The organism is Paenibacillus sp. FSL R5-0486 (genome assembly GCF_037975155.1).
In the GTDB taxonomy this organism is placed as follows: domain Bacteria; phylum Bacillota; class Bacilli; order Paenibacillales; family Paenibacillaceae; genus Paenibacillus; species Paenibacillus amylolyticus.
Map to the genome: position 1 here is coordinate 6,715,621 of NZ_CP150237.1, position 21,543 is coordinate 6,737,163.

General features: G+C 47.5%; 20 protein-coding genes. 13 read left to right on the forward strand and 7 right to left on the reverse strand.

Annotated elements, in window-relative coordinates:
• Positions 1-54: 54 nt before the first annotated feature.
• The 3 genes from MKY01_RS29665 (at position 55) to MKY01_RS29675 (ending at position 3,577) form a co-directional block, all read left to right on the forward strand.
• The gene (locus MKY01_RS29665; RefSeq protein ID WP_315370647.1) at positions 55-2,016 is read left to right on the forward strand and encodes an anaerobic ribonucleoside triphosphate reductase; all 1,962 of its coding nucleotides are present in this window, start codon (positions 55-57) and stop codon (positions 2,014-2,016) included.
• Positions 2,013-2,522 carry an anaerobic ribonucleoside-triphosphate reductase activating protein gene (gene nrdG, locus MKY01_RS29670; RefSeq protein WP_315370646.1) on the forward strand — a complete coding sequence of 170 codons (510 nt, stop codon included), beginning with the start codon at positions 2,013-2,015 and terminating at the stop codon, positions 2,520-2,522. Before MKY01_RS29665 ends, nrdG begins: the two co-directional genes overlap by 4 nt.
• Before the next feature lie 215 nt (positions 2,523-2,737).
• Positions 2,738-3,577 carry a methyl-accepting chemotaxis protein gene (locus MKY01_RS29675; RefSeq protein ID WP_339284585.1) on the forward strand — a complete coding sequence of 280 codons (840 nt, stop codon included), beginning with the start codon at positions 2,738-2,740 and terminating at the stop codon, positions 3,575-3,577.
• A 153-nt stretch (positions 3,578-3,730) separates the two neighbouring features.
• Here the strand turns inward: MKY01_RS29675 and MKY01_RS29680 are convergent, their stop codons facing one another.
• On the reverse strand, positions 3,731-6,553 hold the full coding sequence (locus MKY01_RS29680) for a glycoside hydrolase family 3 C-terminal domain-containing protein (protein WP_339284587.1): 2,823 nt from the start codon (positions 6,551-6,553) through the stop codon (positions 3,731-3,733).
• A gap of 369 nt (positions 6,554-6,922) precedes the next feature.
• On the opposite strand from MKY01_RS29680, the gene MKY01_RS29685 reads away from it, so the two are divergent.
• The 5 genes from MKY01_RS29685 (at position 6,923) to MKY01_RS29705 (ending at position 11,373) form a co-directional block, all read left to right on the forward strand.
• A complete protein-coding gene (locus MKY01_RS29685) occupies positions 6,923-8,467 on the forward strand; it encodes an FAD-dependent oxidoreductase (protein WP_339284589.1) in 1,545 nt (514 codons plus the stop codon).
• 296 nt (positions 8,468-8,763) lie between these two features.
• Positions 8,764-9,093 (forward strand): PadR family transcriptional regulator, encoded by a 330-nt coding sequence (locus MKY01_RS29690; protein WP_036667851.1) that lies wholly within the window; start codon positions 8,764-8,766, stop codon positions 9,091-9,093.
• Positions 9,086-9,679, forward strand: a complete 594-nt coding sequence (locus MKY01_RS29695) for a DUF1700 domain-containing protein (RefSeq protein ID WP_339284591.1) — start codon at positions 9,086-9,088, stop codon at positions 9,677-9,679. The genes MKY01_RS29690 and MKY01_RS29695 overlap by 8 nt, the downstream gene beginning before the upstream one ends.
• Complete coding sequence (locus MKY01_RS29700) at positions 9,676-10,575, forward strand: DUF4097 family beta strand repeat-containing protein (RefSeq protein WP_339284593.1); 900 nt, start codon at positions 9,676-9,678, stop codon at positions 10,573-10,575. The genes MKY01_RS29695 and MKY01_RS29700 overlap by 4 nt, the downstream gene beginning before the upstream one ends.
• Before the next feature lie 78 nt (positions 10,576-10,653).
• Positions 10,654-11,373, forward strand: a complete 720-nt coding sequence (locus tag MKY01_RS29705; protein ID WP_036612827.1) for a 3-ketoacyl-ACP reductase — start codon at positions 10,654-10,656, stop codon at positions 11,371-11,373.
• 292 nt (positions 11,374-11,665) lie between these two features.
• Here MKY01_RS29705 and MKY01_RS29710 read toward each other — a convergent pair whose 3' ends face one another.
• Complete coding sequence (locus tag MKY01_RS29710; protein WP_339195950.1) at positions 11,666-12,205, reverse strand: XRE family transcriptional regulator; 540 nt, start codon at positions 12,203-12,205, stop codon at positions 11,666-11,668.
• A 67-nt stretch (positions 12,206-12,272) separates the two neighbouring features.
• The gene (locus tag MKY01_RS29715) at positions 12,273-12,638 is read right to left on the reverse strand and encodes a glyoxalase superfamily protein (RefSeq protein WP_339284595.1); all 366 of its coding nucleotides are present in this window, start codon (positions 12,636-12,638) and stop codon (positions 12,273-12,275) included.
• A gap of 228 nt (positions 12,639-12,866) precedes the next feature.
• Here MKY01_RS29715 and MKY01_RS29720 point away from each other — a divergent pair, with 228 nt between their 5' ends.
• The 5 genes from MKY01_RS29720 (at position 12,867) to MKY01_RS29740 (ending at position 17,336) form a co-directional block, all read left to right on the forward strand.
• Positions 12,867-13,541 carry an alpha/beta hydrolase-fold protein gene (locus MKY01_RS29720; RefSeq protein ID WP_339284597.1) on the forward strand — a complete coding sequence of 225 codons (675 nt, stop codon included), beginning with the start codon at positions 12,867-12,869 and terminating at the stop codon, positions 13,539-13,541.
• Positions 13,541-14,311 (forward strand): class III extradiol ring-cleavage dioxygenase, encoded by a 771-nt coding sequence (locus tag MKY01_RS29725; RefSeq protein ID WP_339284599.1) that lies wholly within the window; start codon positions 13,541-13,543, stop codon positions 14,309-14,311. Before MKY01_RS29720 ends, MKY01_RS29725 begins: the two co-directional genes overlap by 1 nt.
• Positions 14,312-14,838: 527 nt before the next feature.
• Positions 14,839-15,435 (forward strand): SMI1/KNR4 family protein, encoded by a 597-nt coding sequence (locus MKY01_RS29730; protein ID WP_339190883.1) that lies wholly within the window; start codon positions 14,839-14,841, stop codon positions 15,433-15,435.
• Positions 15,436-15,579: 144 nt separating this feature from the next.
• Positions 15,580-16,581, forward strand: a complete 1,002-nt coding sequence (locus MKY01_RS29735; protein ID WP_143781454.1) for a cation diffusion facilitator family transporter — start codon at positions 15,580-15,582, stop codon at positions 16,579-16,581.
• A 254-nt stretch (positions 16,582-16,835) separates the two neighbouring features.
• Positions 16,836-17,336, forward strand: a complete 501-nt coding sequence (locus tag MKY01_RS29740) for a hypothetical protein (protein WP_036667859.1) — start codon at positions 16,836-16,838, stop codon at positions 17,334-17,336.
• Positions 17,337-17,666: 330 nt separating this feature from the next.
• Here MKY01_RS29740 and MKY01_RS29745 read toward each other — a convergent pair whose 3' ends face one another.
• The 4 genes from MKY01_RS29745 to MKY01_RS29760 are packed head-to-tail and all read right to left on the reverse strand — an operon-like array spanning position 17,667 to position 21,453.
• Positions 17,667-18,740 (reverse strand): ABC transporter substrate-binding protein, encoded by a 1,074-nt coding sequence (locus MKY01_RS29745; protein WP_036667861.1) that lies wholly within the window; start codon positions 18,738-18,740, stop codon positions 17,667-17,669.
• Entirely contained in the window at positions 18,737-19,546 is an 810-nt protein-coding gene (locus MKY01_RS29750; RefSeq protein ID WP_315371113.1) for an ABC transporter permease, read from the reverse strand. Before MKY01_RS29750 ends, MKY01_RS29745 begins: the two co-directional genes overlap by 4 nt.
• The gene (locus MKY01_RS29755; RefSeq protein ID WP_339284600.1) at positions 19,521-20,354 is read right to left on the reverse strand and encodes an ABC transporter permease; all 834 of its coding nucleotides are present in this window, start codon (positions 20,352-20,354) and stop codon (positions 19,521-19,523) included. The genes MKY01_RS29750 and MKY01_RS29755 overlap by 26 nt, the downstream gene beginning before the upstream one ends.
• On the reverse strand, positions 20,344-21,453 hold the full coding sequence (locus MKY01_RS29760) for an ABC transporter ATP-binding protein (RefSeq protein ID WP_036612848.1): 1,110 nt from the start codon (positions 21,451-21,453) through the stop codon (positions 20,344-20,346). Before MKY01_RS29760 ends, MKY01_RS29755 begins: the two co-directional genes overlap by 11 nt.
• Positions 21,454-21,543 lie beyond the last annotated feature (90 nt).

The following is a 21,543-nucleotide window of genomic DNA, read 5'->3' on the forward strand; positions in this document are numbered from 1 at the left end:
TAGTATTTAACGTGAATTGAATGATAACCAAAATCATTTTAGGAGGAACCTTACATGAACATGCTTGAGTATGCCACCCCACCGGCATCCGATCTATTATCCGACCTGGGAAGACGAATTATTGGCGCAGAAGACGCCGATACGCTGAGGGAAAATGCGAATCTGAACGGGGATTCCTTCAGTGGTAAGATGAGCAGGCTCGGTTCGGAGACCGCCAAGTGGCATGCTCTGCGTCATGTGTTGCCGAAAGAGCTTGCCCAAGCTGTGGAGAATGGGGATCTGTATGTACACGATCTGGATCAGTATGCACTTGGAACGACCAACTGTATCTTTATCCCGTTTGACCGTCTCCTTGCTGCGGGTTTCAACACAGGTAACGGATCGGTTCGCACACCTCAGACGATCATGTCTGCCATGGCTCTGGTTGCGATCATCTTCCAATCCCAGCAGAACAGTCAATATGGCGGTGTATCGGCCAATAAAATTGACTGGGATCTGGCCCCTTATGTACAGCGATCGTTCCGCAAACACTACCGCAAAGGGCAACGGCTCTTTGGTGAAAATGTTCTGATCGGGGATGAACAGCTTCATCTGGATAGCATCGAAGCGAAGAATCAATGTCCGCGGGCATATGCCTTCGCCTATGAAGAGACTGAATTGGAGACAGGACAAGCTGCTGAATCACTGATTCATAACCTGAATACGATGAGCAGCCGGGCGGGTGGTCAGATTCCATTTACTTCACTGAACTATGGATTATGTACTTCTGCGGAAGGACGGTTGGTATCACGCTCGTTGCTGGAAGCAACCATTCGTGGCCTGGGCAACGGGGAGACTCCCGTGTTCCCTCAACATATTTTCCAATGTAAACAGGGGATCAATCAGGCTCAAGGAGAGCCGAACTATGATCTGTTCCGGCTCGCAGTCACCTGTTCATCCCGGCGGATGTATCCTAACTTTGTCAATGTGGATGCCTCTTTCAATCTGCCTTTCTATCATCCGGAAGATCCGGATACGATCATCGCAACCATGGGATGCCGCACACGTACACTGGCTGACCGGTTTGGTCGCAATCGTCAAAGTGGTAAAGGTAATCTGTCCTTCAACACCATTAACCTCGTGAAGCTCGGCATCCGGTTTGGCATCTGCCAAGGTGCAAGAGCTGTCGCTGACCGAGCCGGATTCTATACTGCTTTGGAGTCAGTTATGCATAATGCCGCTTCCGGCCTGTTGCACCGCTACCGAATTCAGACATTGCAGCCTGCCAAGGCATCGGACTTCATGATGCGGGAGGGTGTATGGGAAGGTGGAGAACAGCTTGGCCCGAACGAGCCGGTTGCCGAGCTTTTAAAGCATGGAACATTATCTCTTGGTTTTATCGGACTCGCGGAATGTATGACAGCTCTCTATGGGCGCCATCATGGGCAGGACCCTCATGTACATCGCGAAGCGCTCAACATTATTCGGACCATGAGAGAGTTCTGTGACCGGATGAGCGAGCAGCATAACTTGAATATCACCCTGTTTGCCACACCTGCTGAAGGGTTGTCCGGCAAATTCACGAAGATCGACAGAGAGCGTTATGGCATTATTCCCGGAGTGAATGATCGGGAGTATTATACGAATTCATTCCATATCCCGGTCTACCACACGCTTCCAGCATATCGGAAGATTGAACTGGAGGCCCCATTCCACACTTTATGTAACGCGGGTGCGATCTCCTATGTGGAGCTTGACGGAAACGTTCGGGCCAACACCGCAGCTTTCCTGCGAATTGTACAGTATGCACTGGCGCAGGATATCGGTTATTTCTCCATTAATCATCCAATTGATCGCTGCCCTGCATGTGGTTATGAAGGCGTCATTGGGGATGTATGCCCAAGCTGTGAAGCCCATGAGAACCATGTACACTTCCAGCGGTTACGCCGCGTAACTGGCTATCTGACCGGGGATTACAAAGTACGCTTCAATGCTGCGAAGCAAGCCGAAGTGCGGGATCGGGTGAAACACCGGTGAATCTATATGGTTACATCCCGGAATCGGTGAATGAAGGAATCGGCCTGCGTGCCGTGTTGTTCATCAGCGGATGCCGTCACGCCTGTCCGGGCTGCTTCAGTCCGGATTCATGGAGCTTTCGAGCGGGGGAGCCCTTTACAGAGGAGCGGCAGCAGCAGATTCTGCATGAAGTGACGACCCATCCATTGCTGGATGGCGTTACGTTGTGTGGTGGTGATCCCTTTTTCTCGGCAGCAGAATGTACGTCTTGGGTCCAGCAGCTCCGCGCTGCACGTCCTGATCTGACGGTATGGGCCTACACGGGATTCGAATATGAAGAACTGATTACCGACCCTGCAAGAGCGGAGCTTGCCCGGTTGTGCGATGTGATTATTGACGGTCGATACGTTGAAGCGGAGCGTGATGTTTCCCTTCCCTTCCGCGGCAGCCGGAATCAGCGTTTGATTGATGTCAGTGCAACACTAGCCACTCGAACCATCGTTACAATGCAGCTCAGTATGCTGTAACATTGGTTTTATTCCCCTCACCAACTAACAAGGCACGGGTCCCCAGCGGACTCGTGTCTTGTTGGCGTATAGCGGTCTTCTTTAAGAAATAGGTTTTATCCATTCTCTCTATTTTCTTCTCTATTGCATGACGATATATAATATAGGTAGTTATTAAGTTAGCATTTAAAATTTAACCGTTTACATAAGGTAACCAGGGAGGAATCATCTTTTATATGGATATTGTTCAAGCATTAATTACATGTATGCCTTTCTTTCGAGATACGATTCGTCAGGATGTAACCCTCTCCGTGATTGATCATGAGAAATTCCTATATTTCTCAGCAGGGGAATCGTTAAAACAACTGAATTATCAACCCGGCGACCCTCTATTGGATGGAAATCGAAATTTTGCTGATCTCAACGGCGGTACAGTCAAACGATTCGATCACTACCCTAAAGATTTATTCGGTGTTCCTTTTGACGTGGCTTTTATCCCCATTAAAAATGAAAAAGGTGAAGTCATCGCCCTGTTTAATCTGCTCTACAGTATGGATGACAAAGACCAGTTGCAACAGCTCATGGATGCTACCGAAAATCTGACTAACCAGTTAATTGACAGTGTACAGCATGTAGCTGCACACTCCGAGGAACTCAGTGCCACAACCGAAGAGATCCGGAACAATTCCAAACAAGCCGTACAGAAATCAGGCAATGTCACTCAGGTCGCCAGTTTCATTCGTGAAATCTCCGAACAAACCAATCTGCTTGGCTTGAATGCTGCCATTGAAGCTGCTCGTGTAGGGGAAGCTGGTGCAGGTTTTGGCGTTGTTGCCAAAGAAATTCGCAAACTGTCTGTCGATACCAAAGAAGCGACGGCACGTATTGAAGATTCTCTTCTCTCAGTTCGGCAATCCATTCAAGGCATGGAGAATGAACTTGGTGAGATCACTGCAAGCTCCCAAGAGCAGGCTGAACTCGTAAACAATTTTATGAGCACAATTGAGCAACTGAATGAAACCAACAAACAATTGAAGCAATTTGTGCAAAAAATGATTACGTTTGACGGAAAATAAAAATACGTTTAATGGACAATACAAGCACGGTTTCATATCATAGAAATTTGTATAATTCGTTTCCTACCGCTCAGGGGATTTATGCAAAATGGTCATTAAACAACAAACTAAGCCTCCGAATAAGTTCAGAGGCTTTTTCATGAGCTATTTGACTTAACGAATCTCAAAGTGACTGATGCGCACACCCGCAGACAACACAATGTATACATCCTGTGCACCTGATGCACCTGTGAGTTCCGCCTTCACGTTAGACCACTGCTGGGCTTCACCTTGTGCCAGTTCCACACGTCCTGCGAGCGTACCGTCTGGTGAACCGAGTCGAATTTCCAACACAGCGCCTGCTTTTTCCGCGGATACACGAGCTTCAATTGCTGCTGCCCCACTACCCAGATCGGCATCCTTAAAGGCAATCCATCCTTGCTCACCAACTACACGGACAGCACTTCCGCCCTCTTTGCTCTCATCCAGATCAACACCCAGGTAAGCATCATAATTCTCGGCACGAGTAGCCACACCCAGATTACGGGCAGGGATCGTCTCTCCTTCTACCGTCAGGTCTGCAACCAGCTGAACATCGGAGGATGACTTGGCAACCATAATAGAGTAAGTTCCACCTTCCACGACATACCGATCACGAGTTACATCCCAGATTGCCAGTTCCTGAACAGGCAAAGTAAAGCTGACCTTCGCTGTAGCTCCCGCTTCGATATGAAGACGACGGAATCCTTTTAACGTTTTGAGTGGACGTTTCACCCGGGATTTGCCTGCACGAACGTACAACTGAACAACCTCCTCACTGGCAATTGAACCTGTATTGGTTACATCTACAGTTACCGTAACGCTGCCCTCTGTACCCACTTGAGCTGGGCTAAGTTCCAAATTGCTGTATTTAAACGTTGCATACGTCAGACCATGTCCAAACGGATACAATACATTACCTTCAAAATATTGATACGTACGACCGGATTGAATGATATCGTAATCCTTGATGTCGGTCAGTTGATCTGCTGATTGTACCCATGTCATGTTCAAACGGCCTGCTGGCGCATAGTCGCCATAGAGTACGTCTGCTACTGCGTTACCCAGTTCCTGTCCTGCGTGTGAAGTATACAATACCGCCGGGATGTTCTCCTGGACCCAATTCGATGTGAATGGATAACTGCCCACGATGACAACTACCGTGTTCGGGTTCGCGGCATAGACCGCCTCAACCAGACGTTGCTGGGATTCGGCGAGATCCAGACTTGGACGGTCAATCTCTTCTTTACCATTTACAAGCGGATTATTACCAACAAAGACAATCGCCGTTTCCGCAGCCTTAGCTGCTGCTACCGCTTCTTCAAGTCCGTTCACAATCACATCCTGCTTGAACGTCTCTGTGGCACCAAAGGTTTTCATTTCTTCGGACACTACTAATGCATCGTTTCCACCATTAGGTGCAGTCACCGTTTTGCCATTCCAAGTAGTCAGACCTACACTGCCATCCTCTTGTGGCAACAGGTGGAATACTTCCTTCACGAACCAGCCGTATACTTCATCAGCGGAAGCCGTTACGGTCTCTTCATCTGTGGTCAGATATTTGCCGTTGCTTTCGGCCTGCAAGGTATAACTTCCGAAGCCCCAGTCGGACACCATAAACGTCTCCGCTTCTCCCGAAGCAATCACAGGTGATTTTTCACCTTCTGCCAGTCCAATTTTCTTCCCACTGGCTACGGAAGTTAACGTAATACGGTCATTACCATCCTTAAACGATACTTTATCGTTGCCTACTTTGCCACGGATCGCCTCAAGCGGGGATACGTTATACGGCATGGTGCCTGCATACCAGTCACGATAGACCGTTCCACCCAACTGACCAATCACAGCCACTTTACCAGCTTTTGTTTTGTCCAGCGGGAGCGTGCCTTTGTCGTTTTTGAGCAATACCACTTGTTCTCTTGCAGCTCTGAGCGACAGTTCTTTTGCTTTCTCTGTCATCATGGACTCTTCACCAATAGAAGCGTACGGGTTGCCTTCTTCCGGATCGAACTCGCCCAGACGGAAACGCACACGGAACGTATTGAACAACGCCTTATCGATGTCATCCATCGTGAGTGTACCTTGTTCCAATCCTTCACGCAGTGCCTGTTTGGACAGCTCAGCATCATCGGTGATGCTATCAATTCCGGCCTTCACGGATTCTACGGTACCTGGTGTGTGGGAATCATAGTATTTATGATCATTCTTGATGCCCATCACATCACCTGCATCACTGACAACGAAACCATCCATGCCCCATTCACCTTTGACAATCTCGTTCACAAAAGGATGCAACAACGCTGGTGTACCATTAATGGAGTTGTACGCCGTCATCATCGACTGTGCGCCGCCTTCTTTGAACGGCTTCTCGAACGCTTTCAGATAATATTCACGCATGTTACGTGGATCAATGCTGGACGAACCGCTTCCGCGATCCACTTCGTTATTATTGGCGAGGAAATGCTTCAAGGTAGCAACCGCTTTGTAATACTTCGGATGGTCGCCCTGAATTCCTTTGACCAATGCTGTTGTCAGCTCGGCTGTCAGTTCCGGATCTTCACCATAGGCCTCTTCATTCCGTCCCCAGCGCGGGTCACGTTCCATATCTACTGTAGGTGCCCACAGGGTAAGACCGTTCACTGCCGGATTGCGTTTATAAAATACACGCGCCTCGTCTCCAAGCACGGAGCCAATCTCTTTCATCAGATCCGCATCCCATGTGCATGCCAGCCCCACCGGTTGTGGGAAAGATGTTGCTTCTCCAAGCCAGGCCAAGCCGTGGGCCGCTTCTGTTCCGTGTTTGTATGCAGGTACACCCAAACGGTCTACTGCCGGTTGATATTGCAACATGGATTCAATTTTTTCATCTTCCGTCAAGCGGGATACAAGGTCCTTCACACGCATGTCTAACTCTAGTGCTGTATCTTGAAACGGATATTTCGTTTGGTTGGTCGTCATATAGAATCTCCTTTGGTTATCGGTAGTTAATAAAAATGATAGCGAATACATATCTCATAAAAAATCGGGGGTTAATTCGGATAAAATCTTTCTTCCGATGGATCAATTAATCCTTTTATAATCAACGTTTATAGGTGTAAATCTTGATCTCTTTTTCAAAACCTAAAACGATTTCGGTAATCTTATCATATAGCATGTTTAACAAAAAAAACAGAGGTTCTGCGCAGGAAATTGTGAACATCCCCTCTGCAAAATCTAAACAACACCGTTTTTTCCTGGCATAGTCTGGCAATCATGAATAAGAGTACAACGATGTGCGCTGAACAACACCCCATACGATAGATTGAAGATAATCAAGGAGGAAAAAAAATGAGCGACAATCAGCAGCCCAAGACGGGTCTGCCCCCGGTCCCCGAATCGCTGTGGCGTGCTACGCACCAATTCGATGCCTATCCAAAACTGACCGAAGATATCACCGCGGATGTAGCGATTATTGGTGCCGGTATTGCCGGCATTACTACAGCCTATTTGCTGGCGCAGACGGGTATGCGTGTAGTCGTGCTAGAGGCTGGAAAAGTATTGGATGGCACGACCGGTCATACCACTGCCAAGGTATCTGCACAGCACGGCGTCATATTTGATGAAATTATGCATCACTTCGGACAAGAACAGGCTCGGATGTACTATGAAGGCAATGCCGATGCCGCGAAGTGGATGCGTAATCTCGTGAAGGAAAAACAGATTGATTGCCAGTGGGCAGAGGAAGATGCCTACGTCTACATTCAATCGGAAGAAAACATCAAAAAACTGGAAATCGAGCTGACCGCCTATGGCAAACTCAATATCCCTGGTGAGTGGGTAGACCCACTCCCTATTCCAGTTCCCGCAAGGGCAGGTATTCGCATGCCGGGTCAGGCACGGTTTGATCCGTTGGCCTACCTGCACTACTTGCTCGATTCCGCTGTGAAACAAGGGGTTCGTATCTATGAGCATACCACCGTAACCGATGTGGAGGAGGATGCTTCCCTGCATGTCAGAACCTATGGAGATGGCCCATCCGTAACAGCGGAACATATTGTCGTGGCTTCTCATTTTCCCGTCTATGATCCCGGATTTTATTTCACACGATTACACGCCGAACGATCCTACGCTGTATTAGTCGAACCGGAGAAAGCCTATGCGGGTGGCATGTACATCTCGGACGATACACCGTACCGCTCCTTGCGTACCGTCTTACATGATGGTAAGGAACTTATCCTCTTTGGCGGTGAAAATCATAAAACTGGACAAGGCATCTGTACCTTTGGTCATTATGAACGCCTAGAGCAGTTCGCAGCGGAGACATTTGGCATTCGCAACATTCCTTTTCGCTGGTCAGCCCAGGATCTGATCTCCATTGACAAGGTGCCTTACATCGGACCGATTACCGGAAGACATGAACGAGTCTATGTGGCGACCGGGTTTGCCAAATGGGGAATGACAACTGGCACGATGGCAGGACACCTTCTTGCGGATCGCATCACTGGACGTGACAACCCTCATGCTGCCATATTCGATCCGGCAAGATTCAAGGCCGATCCTGGTATGAAACACTTTATTGTGGAAAATGTGAATGTAGCCAAGGAATTAATCTCCGGTAAAGTAGGCATTGTGCACAAAAAGGTTAGCGATATTGGTGAAGACGAAGGAGCCGTCGTTCGTCATAATGGCAAACGTGCTGGCGCCTACAAGGACACCAGTGGCAAGCTGTTTCTGGTGGATACCACCTGTACTCATCTGGGGTGCGAAGTCGAATGGAACGAGGGCGAGCGTTCGTGGGATTGCCCATGCCATGGTTCCCGCTTCGATTATGCAGGCCATGTCATTGAGGGCCCTGCTGTGGAAGACCTTAAAGTTCTGGATGCACAAGGATAACCGACATTTAGCGATTAACCTGTAAACCAAAGAAACAAAAGTTCATCTCACAGACCGGATCGGAATCCGCCTCCAGACGGAAGTAACCGATCCGGTTTTTGCGTATGCTGAATTATAGCTAAACAGACAGCTTCAGCTAAGCATCAGTATTAAACGAACTTATTATCGATCAATCGTGATACGGAACTATTTTAAAGTCACTACCTTGCATTAAACAGTACTGGATGCTATGATGACTTCACCACTACTGAACAATATACAATAGCTATAAATGAAGCTACGAAGGAGGAACCTGTGTGAATGTGAACATCCAGTTCAAAAAAGGAGTATTGGAGCTGTGCGTCCTGGTATTAATAAACCGCCAGGATCGGTATGGCTACGAACTGGCTCAGGCTGTCTCCAAACATATCGAAGTTGCTGAAGGTGCACTGTATCCCTTGCTTCGCCGGCTTGTAAATGACGGTTACTGCACCACCTACCTGCAAGAATCAAGCGAAGGACCGCCGCGCAAGTATTACCGACTATCCGATACAGGTCGCGACTACATGACGGCACTGACGACAGAATGGAATGAATTTGTGCGCAATGTCGCAAATCTGATTGAGGAAGGAATCCCCAATGAATAGACAACAATTTATGAAAGCCATGGAAATTCATCTACGGCCGATGGACCCATTCGAACGGGCTGAGTTGCTCGCCGACTATGATCAACATTTCGAGCTCGGACTACGAGAAGGCAGGCTGGAAGAAGAGATCGCTCGGGAACTCGGACAGCCGGAAGAAATCGCCAAGGAAGCACTCGGTGATCGTTATGACATTCATACGCCGGGTTCAGATGCGTTCTATGCACCGACGTATCGCGAGATGCGGTCACCCAGGAACAACACCAGCGCCACTCGCAAATTTTTCACAGCCATCGGCCTGTTATTCCTGAATCTGATCCTTGGCATTCCTCTTGGTCTCACGCTATGGTCAGTATGGCTTACGCTCGCCAGCCTGTCCTTACTGGTATTGGCTCCTGTGGCAGCAGTTGTGGACTTTGTATTCCTTGGCCAACTCGATAAACCGGAAATTTTCGTTGCGATTGGCGCTTTCGGTGTCGGCATTTTGTTTGCCATCGCATCGAAGTATGTCTTTAGAGCCTTCAAAAACACTACTCTTCAATACATTCAATGGAATAAAAATATGATGAAAGGAGATATTTCCGCATGAGTACCAAGAAATGGCTTGCGCTCGCCGTGATATGTATCGGAATAGGTTTACTTGGGACATCCATCTATGGCGTTCAGTTCGGAGATGAACGGGAGCATTATTCCAAACGATGGGATTTCAAAACAGATGAATTGCAGAACATTATTATGAATGCTAATTTCAGTGCAGATATTGAATTTGTCATAAGCCCCGATTCGAATGGTTATATCGAAGTGGATGGTAAATGGGACCCTGCCGTAGTCAAAAGCTTCGAACAAGCCACCTTATCCAAAGGCACATTCCAACTGGCTCAGACAGCACGTGAACGATTGCAATTTTTCACCTTGTACTGGAATGATCAAGACTCCACAATAACCGTTGCTCTGCCTGAAGGACACCAATTAAATGAGGTTAAGCTGGACTCCTCTTCAAGTGAATGGGATCTGACAGGTCTAAATGCCAATCAGCTTGAGCTGAACAACACCTCAGGTTCCATACGTCTGGAAAACATCAAGGCGCCCAATATTGAATTGGTTCTAACTTCTGGCGACATTAACGCTTCCATGATTAATGGAGACATGACCGTGAAACAGACATCCGGAAGTTTTACGGCAGATCAGATTGCCGGTCATGTAAACAGTAAGATTAAATCAGGAGATATTGAGATTACTGAATTAAACGGCGCAGCTGATGTTCAATTCACTTCGGGTAGCATTCATATTGAACAGTCCCATTCCGCCCCGATTAATGCGTCTGGAACATCAGGAGATATTTTCATTCAAGTTGCACCTGATTTTGACGGAATCTACGACGCTAAGGCTACTTCCGGAAGTGTCGATGTACCTGAATCGCCAATGGTGAGCCGGGAAGTGATCAAGGCCCGTACTTCTTCTGGCAGCATCGAGATTACCAAATAGTGATGAAGCCAATTTCCGAACTGTGGGTAATAATAGTATAATTGAATGCTAGTCCATTTCTAAGGAGGAATTACCCACATGGAACTTAAAAATAAAACAGCGATCATCACAGGTGCCGGAAAAGGTATCGGCCGTGCGATCGCTGAAGCTCTTGCCAAAGAAGGAGTGCACCTCGGCCTTATTGCACGTACCGCTTCCGATCTTCAGGCTCTGCAACAGTCTCTGAGTCAAGAATACGGTGTGAAAGTAACCAGTGCAGTAGCAGATATCTCGGATCGCACGCAGGCCGAAGCCGCTGTAGCAGCCATCGAGATGGAACTCGGTGCGGTGGATATCCTTATCAATAATGCGGGGATCGGAAAGTTCGGAACGTTCATGGAGATGGAGCCGGAAGAGTGGGAGCGCATCCTGCATGTTAACGTTATGGGTACATATTACGTTACACGCGCTGTCCTTCCGAGCATGATCAAGGAAAGTAGCGGCAGCATTATCAATATTGCTTCCACTGCAGGTGAGCGCGGATTCGCTACAGGTTCGGCATACTGCGCGTCCAAGTTTGCATTGCTTGGCATGACCGAATCTCTGATGCAGGAAGTGCGCAAGTCCAACATTCGTGTAACGGCACTGACTCCAAGCACCGTTAATACGGAGCTTGCGACCAATGCCGGACTGAAAATTGGCGACGAAGATCGCATGATGCAAGCGGAAGATGTAGCTGAACTTGCACTCGCAACGCTCAAGCTGTCCGACCGTGTCTTCGTTAAAACAGCAGGCATCTGGACAACTAATCCACAATAGACAGGTGCTTCTGACCTTTCTAAGGAATCTCTCGCACCTTATTGTACTCTTTTGCAGGAAATGAGAAACGTAACGAATCACTGTGAGGTTATCTCGCCAGAATTCTGTGGAATGTAGCCAAATTACACACACAGCAGTGAAATAAAGCGCCTGAGATTCGTTACATCTCGAGATCTGCTTAGAATCATCTAATAGGGTTCGCTCAGTTCGTTAGAAATATAAAAGGACGTTTCCCATTGTACATGTATGCAGGTTCGCATGTTCATGACTTGGGAGCCGTCCTTTTTGTATTTTACAGATGATCCAGACCCAATTCTTTGGACACCGCAATGAGCACCACCGCAGGTTCCTCACCGATATTGGTCACTTCATGGGGCACGATTGCATTCCAGGTAAACGAATCCCCCACTTCAAGAACTTCCACATCTTCACCTTGTTGCGCACGAATCATGCCTTGCAATAAAAGATGACTCTCTTCTCCCGCGTGTTTGCTCACCCCGGTCGATGCACCTGGCGGCAACTCTACAATGGACATACGCATCGCACCTTTGGCTGTAAGATGCTGCACTTTGATCTGTCCGCTTCCGGCTGTCGTCTCCTTGCGCTCGTTCTTGCGTACCACATTCATCCGTTGCTCCGGTGTCAGCAGCAAATAGGGAAGTGGCACTTCCAGATAATCCGCAATACTTTCAAGCGTAGCAATGGAAGGTGACGTTTTGTTATTTTCCACGTTGCTGATAAAACCTTTGGACAACCCCGTGCCCTCACACATCTGCATGATCGTAATCTGTTTCTGTTTGCGGATCGTACGAATAGCCAAGCCAATATCCATATGGCGTCCCTCCCCTTCTATTGATCTATTTAAGACACCAGTCGTACGCGTCGCTTCTTCAGGTTATCTATTCGGCACTTGTCTCAACAAATATAATTCGGTTTCCGAACGGATCTGTCACGGTCATTTCCCTTGATTGCCAAGGTGTTTCCTCTATACCGGGTCTCGCATTTTTGTACTTTTTCTGACGAAGTGCACCATGGAATGTATCCAAGTTATCTGTTTCCACGCGCAAGGCAGCTCCAGGTGTACAATCTCCATGATGTTCGGAGAGATGAATCACGATGGAATCGAGCGAAACCTGCATATATAAGGGCATTTCTTGCTCAAATCGATGTTCCCAATCCAATTGGAAACCCAGGTATTCAAGGTAAAACTCTCTAGCTTTATTTTCATCAAATATTCTCAAAATAGGCACGATACTCTTTAACATCCTGATCACGTCCTCGGGAATAAAATATGAACCACGCGCAACGGCATTTATTGTAGAACCATTCAAGGTCTCTTATAAACAACATATATTCATCATACAAAAAAAGTATTGACCCTACAATGAAACCATGATAAATTTTGTTTATAAATAAGAATATTTATTTCATATTGGTGAACTTTATTGTCGGAACGATATATTTAACTCATTCCTCTTCAGGTGGTGGTTTCAATGAATTCTCCTTATATACATGAAGTCCGATTACCGTCTCATTACAATCCAGATCAACGTTATCCCGTAATTTTCGCCTTACATGGTATGGGATCAGATGAGCAAGATATGCTTCGTTTGATGGAGCCTATGCAGTCTGATTTCATTATCGTCGCCATCCGTGGACCTATCGTTCAGGGTAGTGGTTATGCTTATTTTCAGATCAAAAGCATTGGCAACCCTATCCGTGAATTGTATGATGCCTCCGTGTTGGGACTGCAACAGTTGATTGTTGATCTGTCCGCCAAATATGCTATTGATCCCACGCGGCGTTATATCGCCGGATTCAGCCAGGGCGCCATTATGTCAATGACCCTATCGCTGGTGATGGGAGATGCAATTAAAGGAATTGTAGCGATGAGTGGGTACATCCCGCAATTTGTGAAAGCCGAGTACATGCTGCACCCCGATTCGGAGCTGTCTGTGTTCATCTCGCATGGAGATCAGGATCATCTATTCCCGCTGCAACTGGGCGAAGATAACGCCAATTTCTTCCGTCAACACACCAATCACGTCACATATGTACCTTACAACGGTGGACACCAGGTGACCCCCGAACTATATCAACAATTCCAACACTGGCTTCGGACGGATGCAAATCTGACTACCGAAGACCCGAAAGGACTGAATTCATAATGATGCCATCTCTTTTTATTGCTCACGGTGCCCCATCACTGGCACTGGAGGAGAATGTGTACACCGAATTTTTGCAAAAACTTGGACAGGAACTGCCGAAACCCAAAGCAATTGTATTGTTCTCTGCTCACTGGGAATCCACAACTCAGCTTGTATCCTCGGTAGCCAACTATGAGACCATTTATGATTTCGGAGGTTTCCAGCCCGAGCTGTATCAGATCAAGTACCCGGCTCAAGGACAGGCAGAAACCACTGCGGAAGTGGAGCGCCTATTCGCAGAAGCTGGGATCCCGGTACAAACGGATGATGTTCGTGGCCTGGATCACGGCGCCTGGGTCGTTCTACGCCTACTCTACCCGGATGCGGATATTCCTGTAATTGCCTTGTCCGTGAATCGCTATCTGACAGGTGAGCAGCAATATCAGGTTGGACAGGCACTCGCTTCCTTGCGTGAGCAAGACATTCTGGTCATTGGTAGCGGCGGAACCGTCCACAATCTACGTCGATTGAACTGGGAAAGTGACGGCGTTGACCCGTGGGCATCAGAGTTCGACAACTGGCTACATGACAAGCTGGTGAGTTGGGATACGGAGTCCCTCTTCTCCTATGATAAACTGGCACCTTCAGCTCAAGCTGCCGTGCCTACGCCGGAGCATTTTGTACCGCTGTTACTCGCCATGGGTGCGGGAGATCAGAACAAGCGGGCAACGCTCCTATTCAAAGCCTATCAGTATGGCAACCTGAGCTTGTCCTGTTGGAAGTTTGATTAAAGAGAACTATGTAAAACGAACTAAAGTATTTACACTCGCTACTCCGATGACAGAACAACCTTCCGATCGCTGTTATCCCCAGATTTTTTTATTTACTTTATATAAAGGTGAAAATCTGGTGATAAGCTTATGCTTCCGATGTAGCTTTCTTGCAGAAAGCTTTTAGGCGAACACTTCGCTTCTTCAGGTTATTTCTGTCCTCTACGTTTTCGTGTAAAAGATAGTTTCATTTATAAAGTAGATAAATAATTAGCGTGGGTTACAGGGATTGCCCCTGTAACCCACGCTTTATTTTTTGTTAGGAGTGACTTTCATGATGGTTGTACGTAATCGATTGGAATGGAGACAGGTGTGCTGATATGCAACAACCGCCCTTTAAATAATGAGACCATTGTAGTACGTAAGCAAGGACTTCGGTTTCTTGTGTGCTTTTCCGGATTATAACTATAATATGAGGTGAAATTAGGCACAGTTTGCTCGCATATCACTCACCATATTATCTGAATAGCTCATACGGAGGGAATTGGATGCCAGAACAGCGTATATATGAATTGATGGAAGAACTGGATATGTTGCTGGAGGAGAAGGTACAGGATGAGGAGAACCGGGAGCTCTTGGAGGCGTATCGCGAGTTTGAAGGCGTGACGGATGAGCAGCTCGACGCATTCGAGCAGGAACAAGGTATTCGATTACCTGCTGATTTTCGTGCGTTTTATAAACGTAAAAATGGGAGTGGTTATGGCTTTCACGTCTTGTACCCAAGCCTTGAGGAAGGACGGGAATCCGAGCCATTTTACCTGTTATCCCTGGAAAAAATTCAAAAGGAGCAGTCCACGCTGGTGGAGAACCGCATGGATGATTATTTTACCGAAGAAGAGATCAGTGAGCTTGATCCCCGAATCAAACCCTACCTTTTTCAAAAGAAATGGATCACGTTTGGCATGCTTGGAGGTGGTTCGCTGTATCTGATGTTCGACTTTGATCCGACAGAGCAAGGAACGGTTGGACAGATTATTATGTACGTGCATGACCCGGATTTTGTATATTATGTCGCTGGGACGTTTACGGAACTATTGGAACAATCCAACCGCAATTTACGTGCCTTGGAAGCCATTGAGTACTGAAATGCGCATGATGATATGACCTTTTTTGCATAATGCTGGGATATGTCAAAGCGGTTATAATAACATTTAGTGGAAATGCACATGCTGTATAGATAAGACTGCCTTTTCTACACCTAATACATTAATCTGGGAGGAACATACGAAGTGGCTGAACAACCGAAGTCTGAGAGCTTTATGTCTCTCGTCAAAAAAGGAAATACATCCTCCGCCGTAGCGATGGCAGGTAATGCCGTACTTGCTGTGTGCAAAGGGGGAGCCTTCCTATTCAGTGGCAGTGGTGCCATGTTCGCTTCGGCGATGCATTCACTCGCTGATGCCATTAACCAAGGGTTTGTCTTTGTCGGAAGTGTGTTGTCCGAGAAAAAACCTACACGCCGCTTCCCGACCGGATTCGGACGGGTCATTAACATTTTCTGCATGATCGCCGTGATTGTTGTTACCATTATGGCCTATGAGACAATCCATGAAGGCATCCATCTGTTGCAGCATCCTGTTGGTCATACCGGCGGTCTATGGATTAACATCGGAGTGCTTGTTCTGAACATTCTGATCGACGGGGCCATTCTGATCAAAGCCATGAAGGAAATTCTAAAAGAAGCACGCGCACCCAAAGCCGCCGGATTTGCCTTGGTCCCTGCTGCCATTAAAAATGTAGGCCGTGCTGCACCGCCAACCCGTCTCGTGTTCTACGAAGATGTTGTCGCTGTACTCGGTGCCCTGCTTGCGCTGATTTCCGTCGTGGTGATTGCCTTGACCAACTTTGCATTGCTCGATGGCATTGTGACAACGATTATTGGATGTCTGATGATCGCTGTAGCCTTCCGTGTCGGTTACGATAATATGATCGGATTGATCGGTGTTGCGGCTCCGCAGGATATTGAGGACAAAGTGTCCCAGACTATTCTCGCAGACACACACGTTGCTGACATTCAGATGATGCGTATCATTCAGGAAGGCCGTTATTATCATGTCGAAGGTCTGATTGAACTGACCAAAGGACTCAGTCTTGCCGATGCGGATGACATCAAGTTCCGTATTCAGGAGAAACTGATGACAAACCCCGACATCGCCGACGCTGCCATCTCCATTATTGAGGATGACGGTGTGAACAGCTGGGGCAAGAAACATTCGGATGTGGTGAAATAACAAGTTTCGTTTTGTATAAAAAAATGACAGAACCCACTCTTCAACAGAGTGGGTTTTTAGTATGTTCAACTACACCCTCATCTAGGGAGAGGTAGTTGCCCAAAATGCTTACCTAGACTTTGGTCTAGGTTCATTTTAACTCCAAAGACGGAGGATAGAGTTTTCCAGTTCATGGTATGCTGTGAATAACGAAAGTAATTGCTCTACATACAACCGTTCGGAAAATTGATCTTGTATTAAGAAGGAGAGATATTATGGCTAAACGTACGATCCTTGCGCCTGTTCTCATTTTGCTGGGCGTGTACCTGATTCTGAACCAGGGAGGTTCACTCGGTCCGGGTACGATCTTTGCGACTTTCTGGCCCACGTTATTCGTGATTCCACTAGGACTGTTCTTCCACTGGCTCTACTTCTCCATGATTGGCAGAGGGGTTGGACTACTGGTTCCTGGTGGCTTGTTGCTCACGGTTGGTATCGTCTGTCAGATCGCCATGCTGTTCAACAACTGGAGTACAATGTGGCCGGGCTTCATTCTTGCTGTTGCTGTTGGTTTATTCGAATTGTATTGGTTCGGTGGTCGCAACAAATGGTTGCTGATCCCCATCAACATTCTTACGGTGATATCGTTGCTATTCTTCGCTGTGATGTCAATTGGCACGATGCTGAGCAGCTTGAGCTTTATCCAACCGTTCGTGGCGATTGTGCTGATTATGGGTGGGGCATGGATCATGGTGGGTCGCAAAAAACGCATGTAGTGGCAATTATATAAGATGAATGGGGTGCGATTAACTGAGTCACTGCGGTGACAGCACAACTTCGGATCGCTGTTATCCCCGGATTTTTTTGAATCCCATCTAGCAATGGGAAAATCCGTTGATAAAGGCGACCGCTTCGCTTCCTTCGTTTGTTCTGTCCCCTCCGTTAACGTGTGATCTTAAATGTTCATCTTATATGGCACTTCAAGCGCTATTGCTCTGAAGTAAGTAATAAAAAAGGGGTCTTGCTCGTCATTCAAATGAAATGACGAGCAAGACCCCTTTTGTTTTTTTTGCAAATCTAACGAACTGTGCACACGTTATTGGCGGTTATTTACTGTGCATTTTAAACTCCAGGAACAGGTCGTTATAATGCGAGAGCATTTTTTTGCCCAGATTATCGTAGACCTCCAGCTTGCCTGTCAGTGTCTCGTCTGGATAGAAACGTTCATCCTCCGAGATGTCCTCTGGCAGCAGCTTAAGTGCCTCGGCGTTTGGTGTGGAATACCCGACATACTCCGCATTGCGAGCGGCATGATCCGGGTCCAACATGAAGTTGATAAACTGGTGAGCCCCTTCAATATTACTCGCTGTCTTCGGAATTACCATGTTATCGAACCAGAGGTTCGAGCCTTCTTCCGGCACCATGTAATCCAGCTTGTCGTTCTCATCCATAATCTCGGATGCATCTCCGGACCATACAAGTCCAACTGCAGCTTCCTCATTGGCGAGTAACATTTTGATCTCATCTCCGACAATTGCTCTGACGTTTGGTGTCAATGTAGACAGCTTCTTCAGCGCTTCTTGCAGATGGTCTTCGTTGGTATCATTCAGAGAATACCCAAGACTGTTTAATCCCATCCCAATAACTTCGCGTGCGCCATCAAGGAGCAGGATTTGGTTTTTCAGACGCGGGTCCCACAGGTCGTTCCAGCTATCAAACGTCAATCCATCCACCAGTTCGGGATTGAACACAACCCCCACTGTTCCCCAGAAATAAGGGATCGAGTACTTGTTGCCTTCGTCAAAGGACAAGTCCAAGAACCGCGGATCGATGTTGCTCAGGTTAGTCAATTTGCTGTGATCAATTGGAACGAGCAGGTCTTCCTCTTTCATTTTGCTAATCGCATATTCGGAAGGAATCGCCACATCAAACGTAGTACCGCCCTGCTCAATCTTGGTCAGCATCGCTTCATTGGAGTCAAACGTCTGATAGATGACCTTAATGCCCGTCTCGTCCTCAAATTCCTTGAGCAGATCGGGGTCGATATAATCGCCCCAGTTATAGATGGTCAGTGTGTTGCCGCCAGAATACCCCTGACTCTTATTCAGATACGAAGCCAGGATCATCAGGGCAAAGGCGGCCACAAAAACAATCGCAAATGTCCGTACCAGTTGCTTCATGGACGTAGCCCCTTTCCTCCGGGTGGTATCCGTGTTGCACGGCGGTTAATGAAGTAATATCCAACCACCAGCAACACCGTGAGCAGGAACAATAGGGTGGACAAAGCGTTGATGGACAACGAAACGCCCTGCCTTGCTCTGGAGTATATCTCTACCGAGAGTGTGGAGTATCCATTACCCGTGACGAAGAATGTTACTGCAAAATCATCGAGCGAGTACGTCAATGCCATGAAGAATCCGGCAAAAATACCCGGTTTCACGTATGGCAACACCACACGCGTCAGAATCTGCCATGAACCAGCACCCAGATCGCGTGCCGCATCCATCAGAGTTGGACTCATCTCCTGCAGCTTCGGCAGTACCATGATCACGACAATTGGTACGCTGAATGCAATATGAGACAGCAGAACCGAAGTGAAGCCCAGTTTGATACCAATCATGGTGAACAGAATCAGGAACGATGCACCAATGATGACATCCGGACTAACGATGAGCACGTTATTGAGTGACAGTAGCGTGTTCTTGGTCCGTTTGCGACGCACATGGTAGATCGCCAGTGCTCCTGCTACACCAAGAATCGTCGAGAGCGCTGATGACAGGAGCGCTATGATAAATGTATTCAGCACAATGATGAGCAGCCGAGTATCAGCGAACACCTCTTTGTACCATTCAAGCGTGAATCCTTCGAAGCTGCGCATGTGGCCGCCACTATTGAAGGAATAGAAGATCAGATACGCAATCGGTGCGTACAATATGGCGAATACAACGGCTAGATAGACGTTAGACAGCTTTCCGTTTCTTCCCATTACGCACCTCCTTCTTGCCTGATCCAGTCAGGAACATAATAATCGCCATCGCAATAATTAAAAAGACGGCAATCGTTGAACCCATCCCCCAGTCCTGGGTGACGAGAAAATGCTGTTCGATCGCTGTTCCCAGTGTAATTACACGGTTTCCCGCAATGAGGCGGGTAATCATGAACAGAGACAGCGCAGGAATAAATACAGCCTGACAGCCTGATTTTATTCCACTAATCGTCAGTGGAAAGATAACTCGGCGGAATGTCAGCCACGATGAGGCTCCCAGATCACGCGCCGCATAGATCAACGATGGATTCATCTCTTCCAGCGCATTGAAGATCGGCAGGATCATGAATGGAATGAAGATGTACACCGAGACAAAAATAAAGCTGAAATCGGTGAACAAAATCTGCTGTGTACCAATACCCACCACTTCAAGCAGGGAGTTGGTCAGACCGTACGTTCCGAACAGGCCGATGAAGGCGTACGCTTTTAGCAAAAGATTGATCCAGCTTGGCAGAATGATCAGTAGCAACCATAGCTGCTTGTGCTTCGTCCGGGTCAGCATATACGCCGTTGGATACGAGATCAGCAGTGAGAACGCCGTAATCAGAAATGCATACCAGAACGAACTGAGCGTCATCTGCAAGTACACCGGTGTGAAGAATCTGGCGTAGTTGCCAAACGTGAAGTTACCCTCCACATCGAAGAACGAATAATAGATGACCAGCAGAACCGGCGCCACAACAAACAACACCATCCATAATACATATGGAATCAGATACGCATTGCGTGTGCTGGCCTTAGTCTGCATGAGCGGCCTCTTGGTAGGCTTCGAGTCGTTTGTCGAACTCTTCTTCGGTCTCGTTAAAGCGCATGACGTGTACTGCTTCCGGGTCAAAATACAGTCCAATCCGTGCGCCGACAACGGCTTTCTTGGTTGAATGAACAAGCCACTCATTGCCCGCATCATCGTACGTGGATATCTCGTAATGCACCCCGCGGAATAACTGGGAATCCACATTGACCTTGAGTTTGCCTTGGTCTTCGGTTGTAATCTCCAGATCCTCTGGGCGAATGACAATCTCTACCGGCTCGTCCCGCTGGAGACCCTGATCAACACACTCGTGCTGTGCGCCAGCGAATTCCACCACAAAGTCCTGCTTCATTTTGCCCGATACAATGTTCGATTCACCGATAAAGTCTGCTACAAAGCGGTTAATCGGCTCATCATAGATATCATTCGGTGTACCGCTCTGTTGAATCACGCCGCCATTCAGGACAAAAATCTCGTCGGACATCGCCAAGGCTTCTTCCTGATCATGCGTAACAAAGATAAACGTGATGCCCAGTCGCTGTTGCAGCTCCCGTAGCTCGTACTGCATTTCGGTCCGTAATTTCAGATCAAGTGCCGAAAGCGGCTCGTCCAGTAGCAGAATTTCAGGTTCGTTCACAATCGCGCGTGCAATCGCGACACGTTGTCGTTGTCCGCCGGACATTTCGCCAATTTCCCGGTTTTCATACCCGGATAGATTGACGAATTTGAGGGCTTCCAACACTTTGCTGCGAATTTCAGCCGTTTTCATCTTTTTGATTCGCAAACCAAAGGCTACGTTCTCAAATACATTCAAATGTGGAAATAACGCATAATCCTGAAATACGGTATTCACCTGCCGCTGGTGGGCAGGCACTCGGTTGATGAGCGCACCGTTAAAATAAATACTGCCCTGTGTCGGCTCCGCAAAACCGGCAATCAGCCGCAATATCGTTGTTTTCCCGCAGCCCGATGGGCCAAGAAGCGTATAAAATTTACCCCGCTCAATCTCAAAGCTGACCGCCTTCAATACGGCTTCATCCTGGTCGTATTGCTGAGTCACCGCTTCGAAGCGGATAATCGGTTGTTGTTCTGACATGCTTCACATCGCCCCCTTATACTTGAGGTACCTCTTAAGTCTGTACACTTTTCGTTCATGCATCCTTATAGATAACCCATCTATTATATA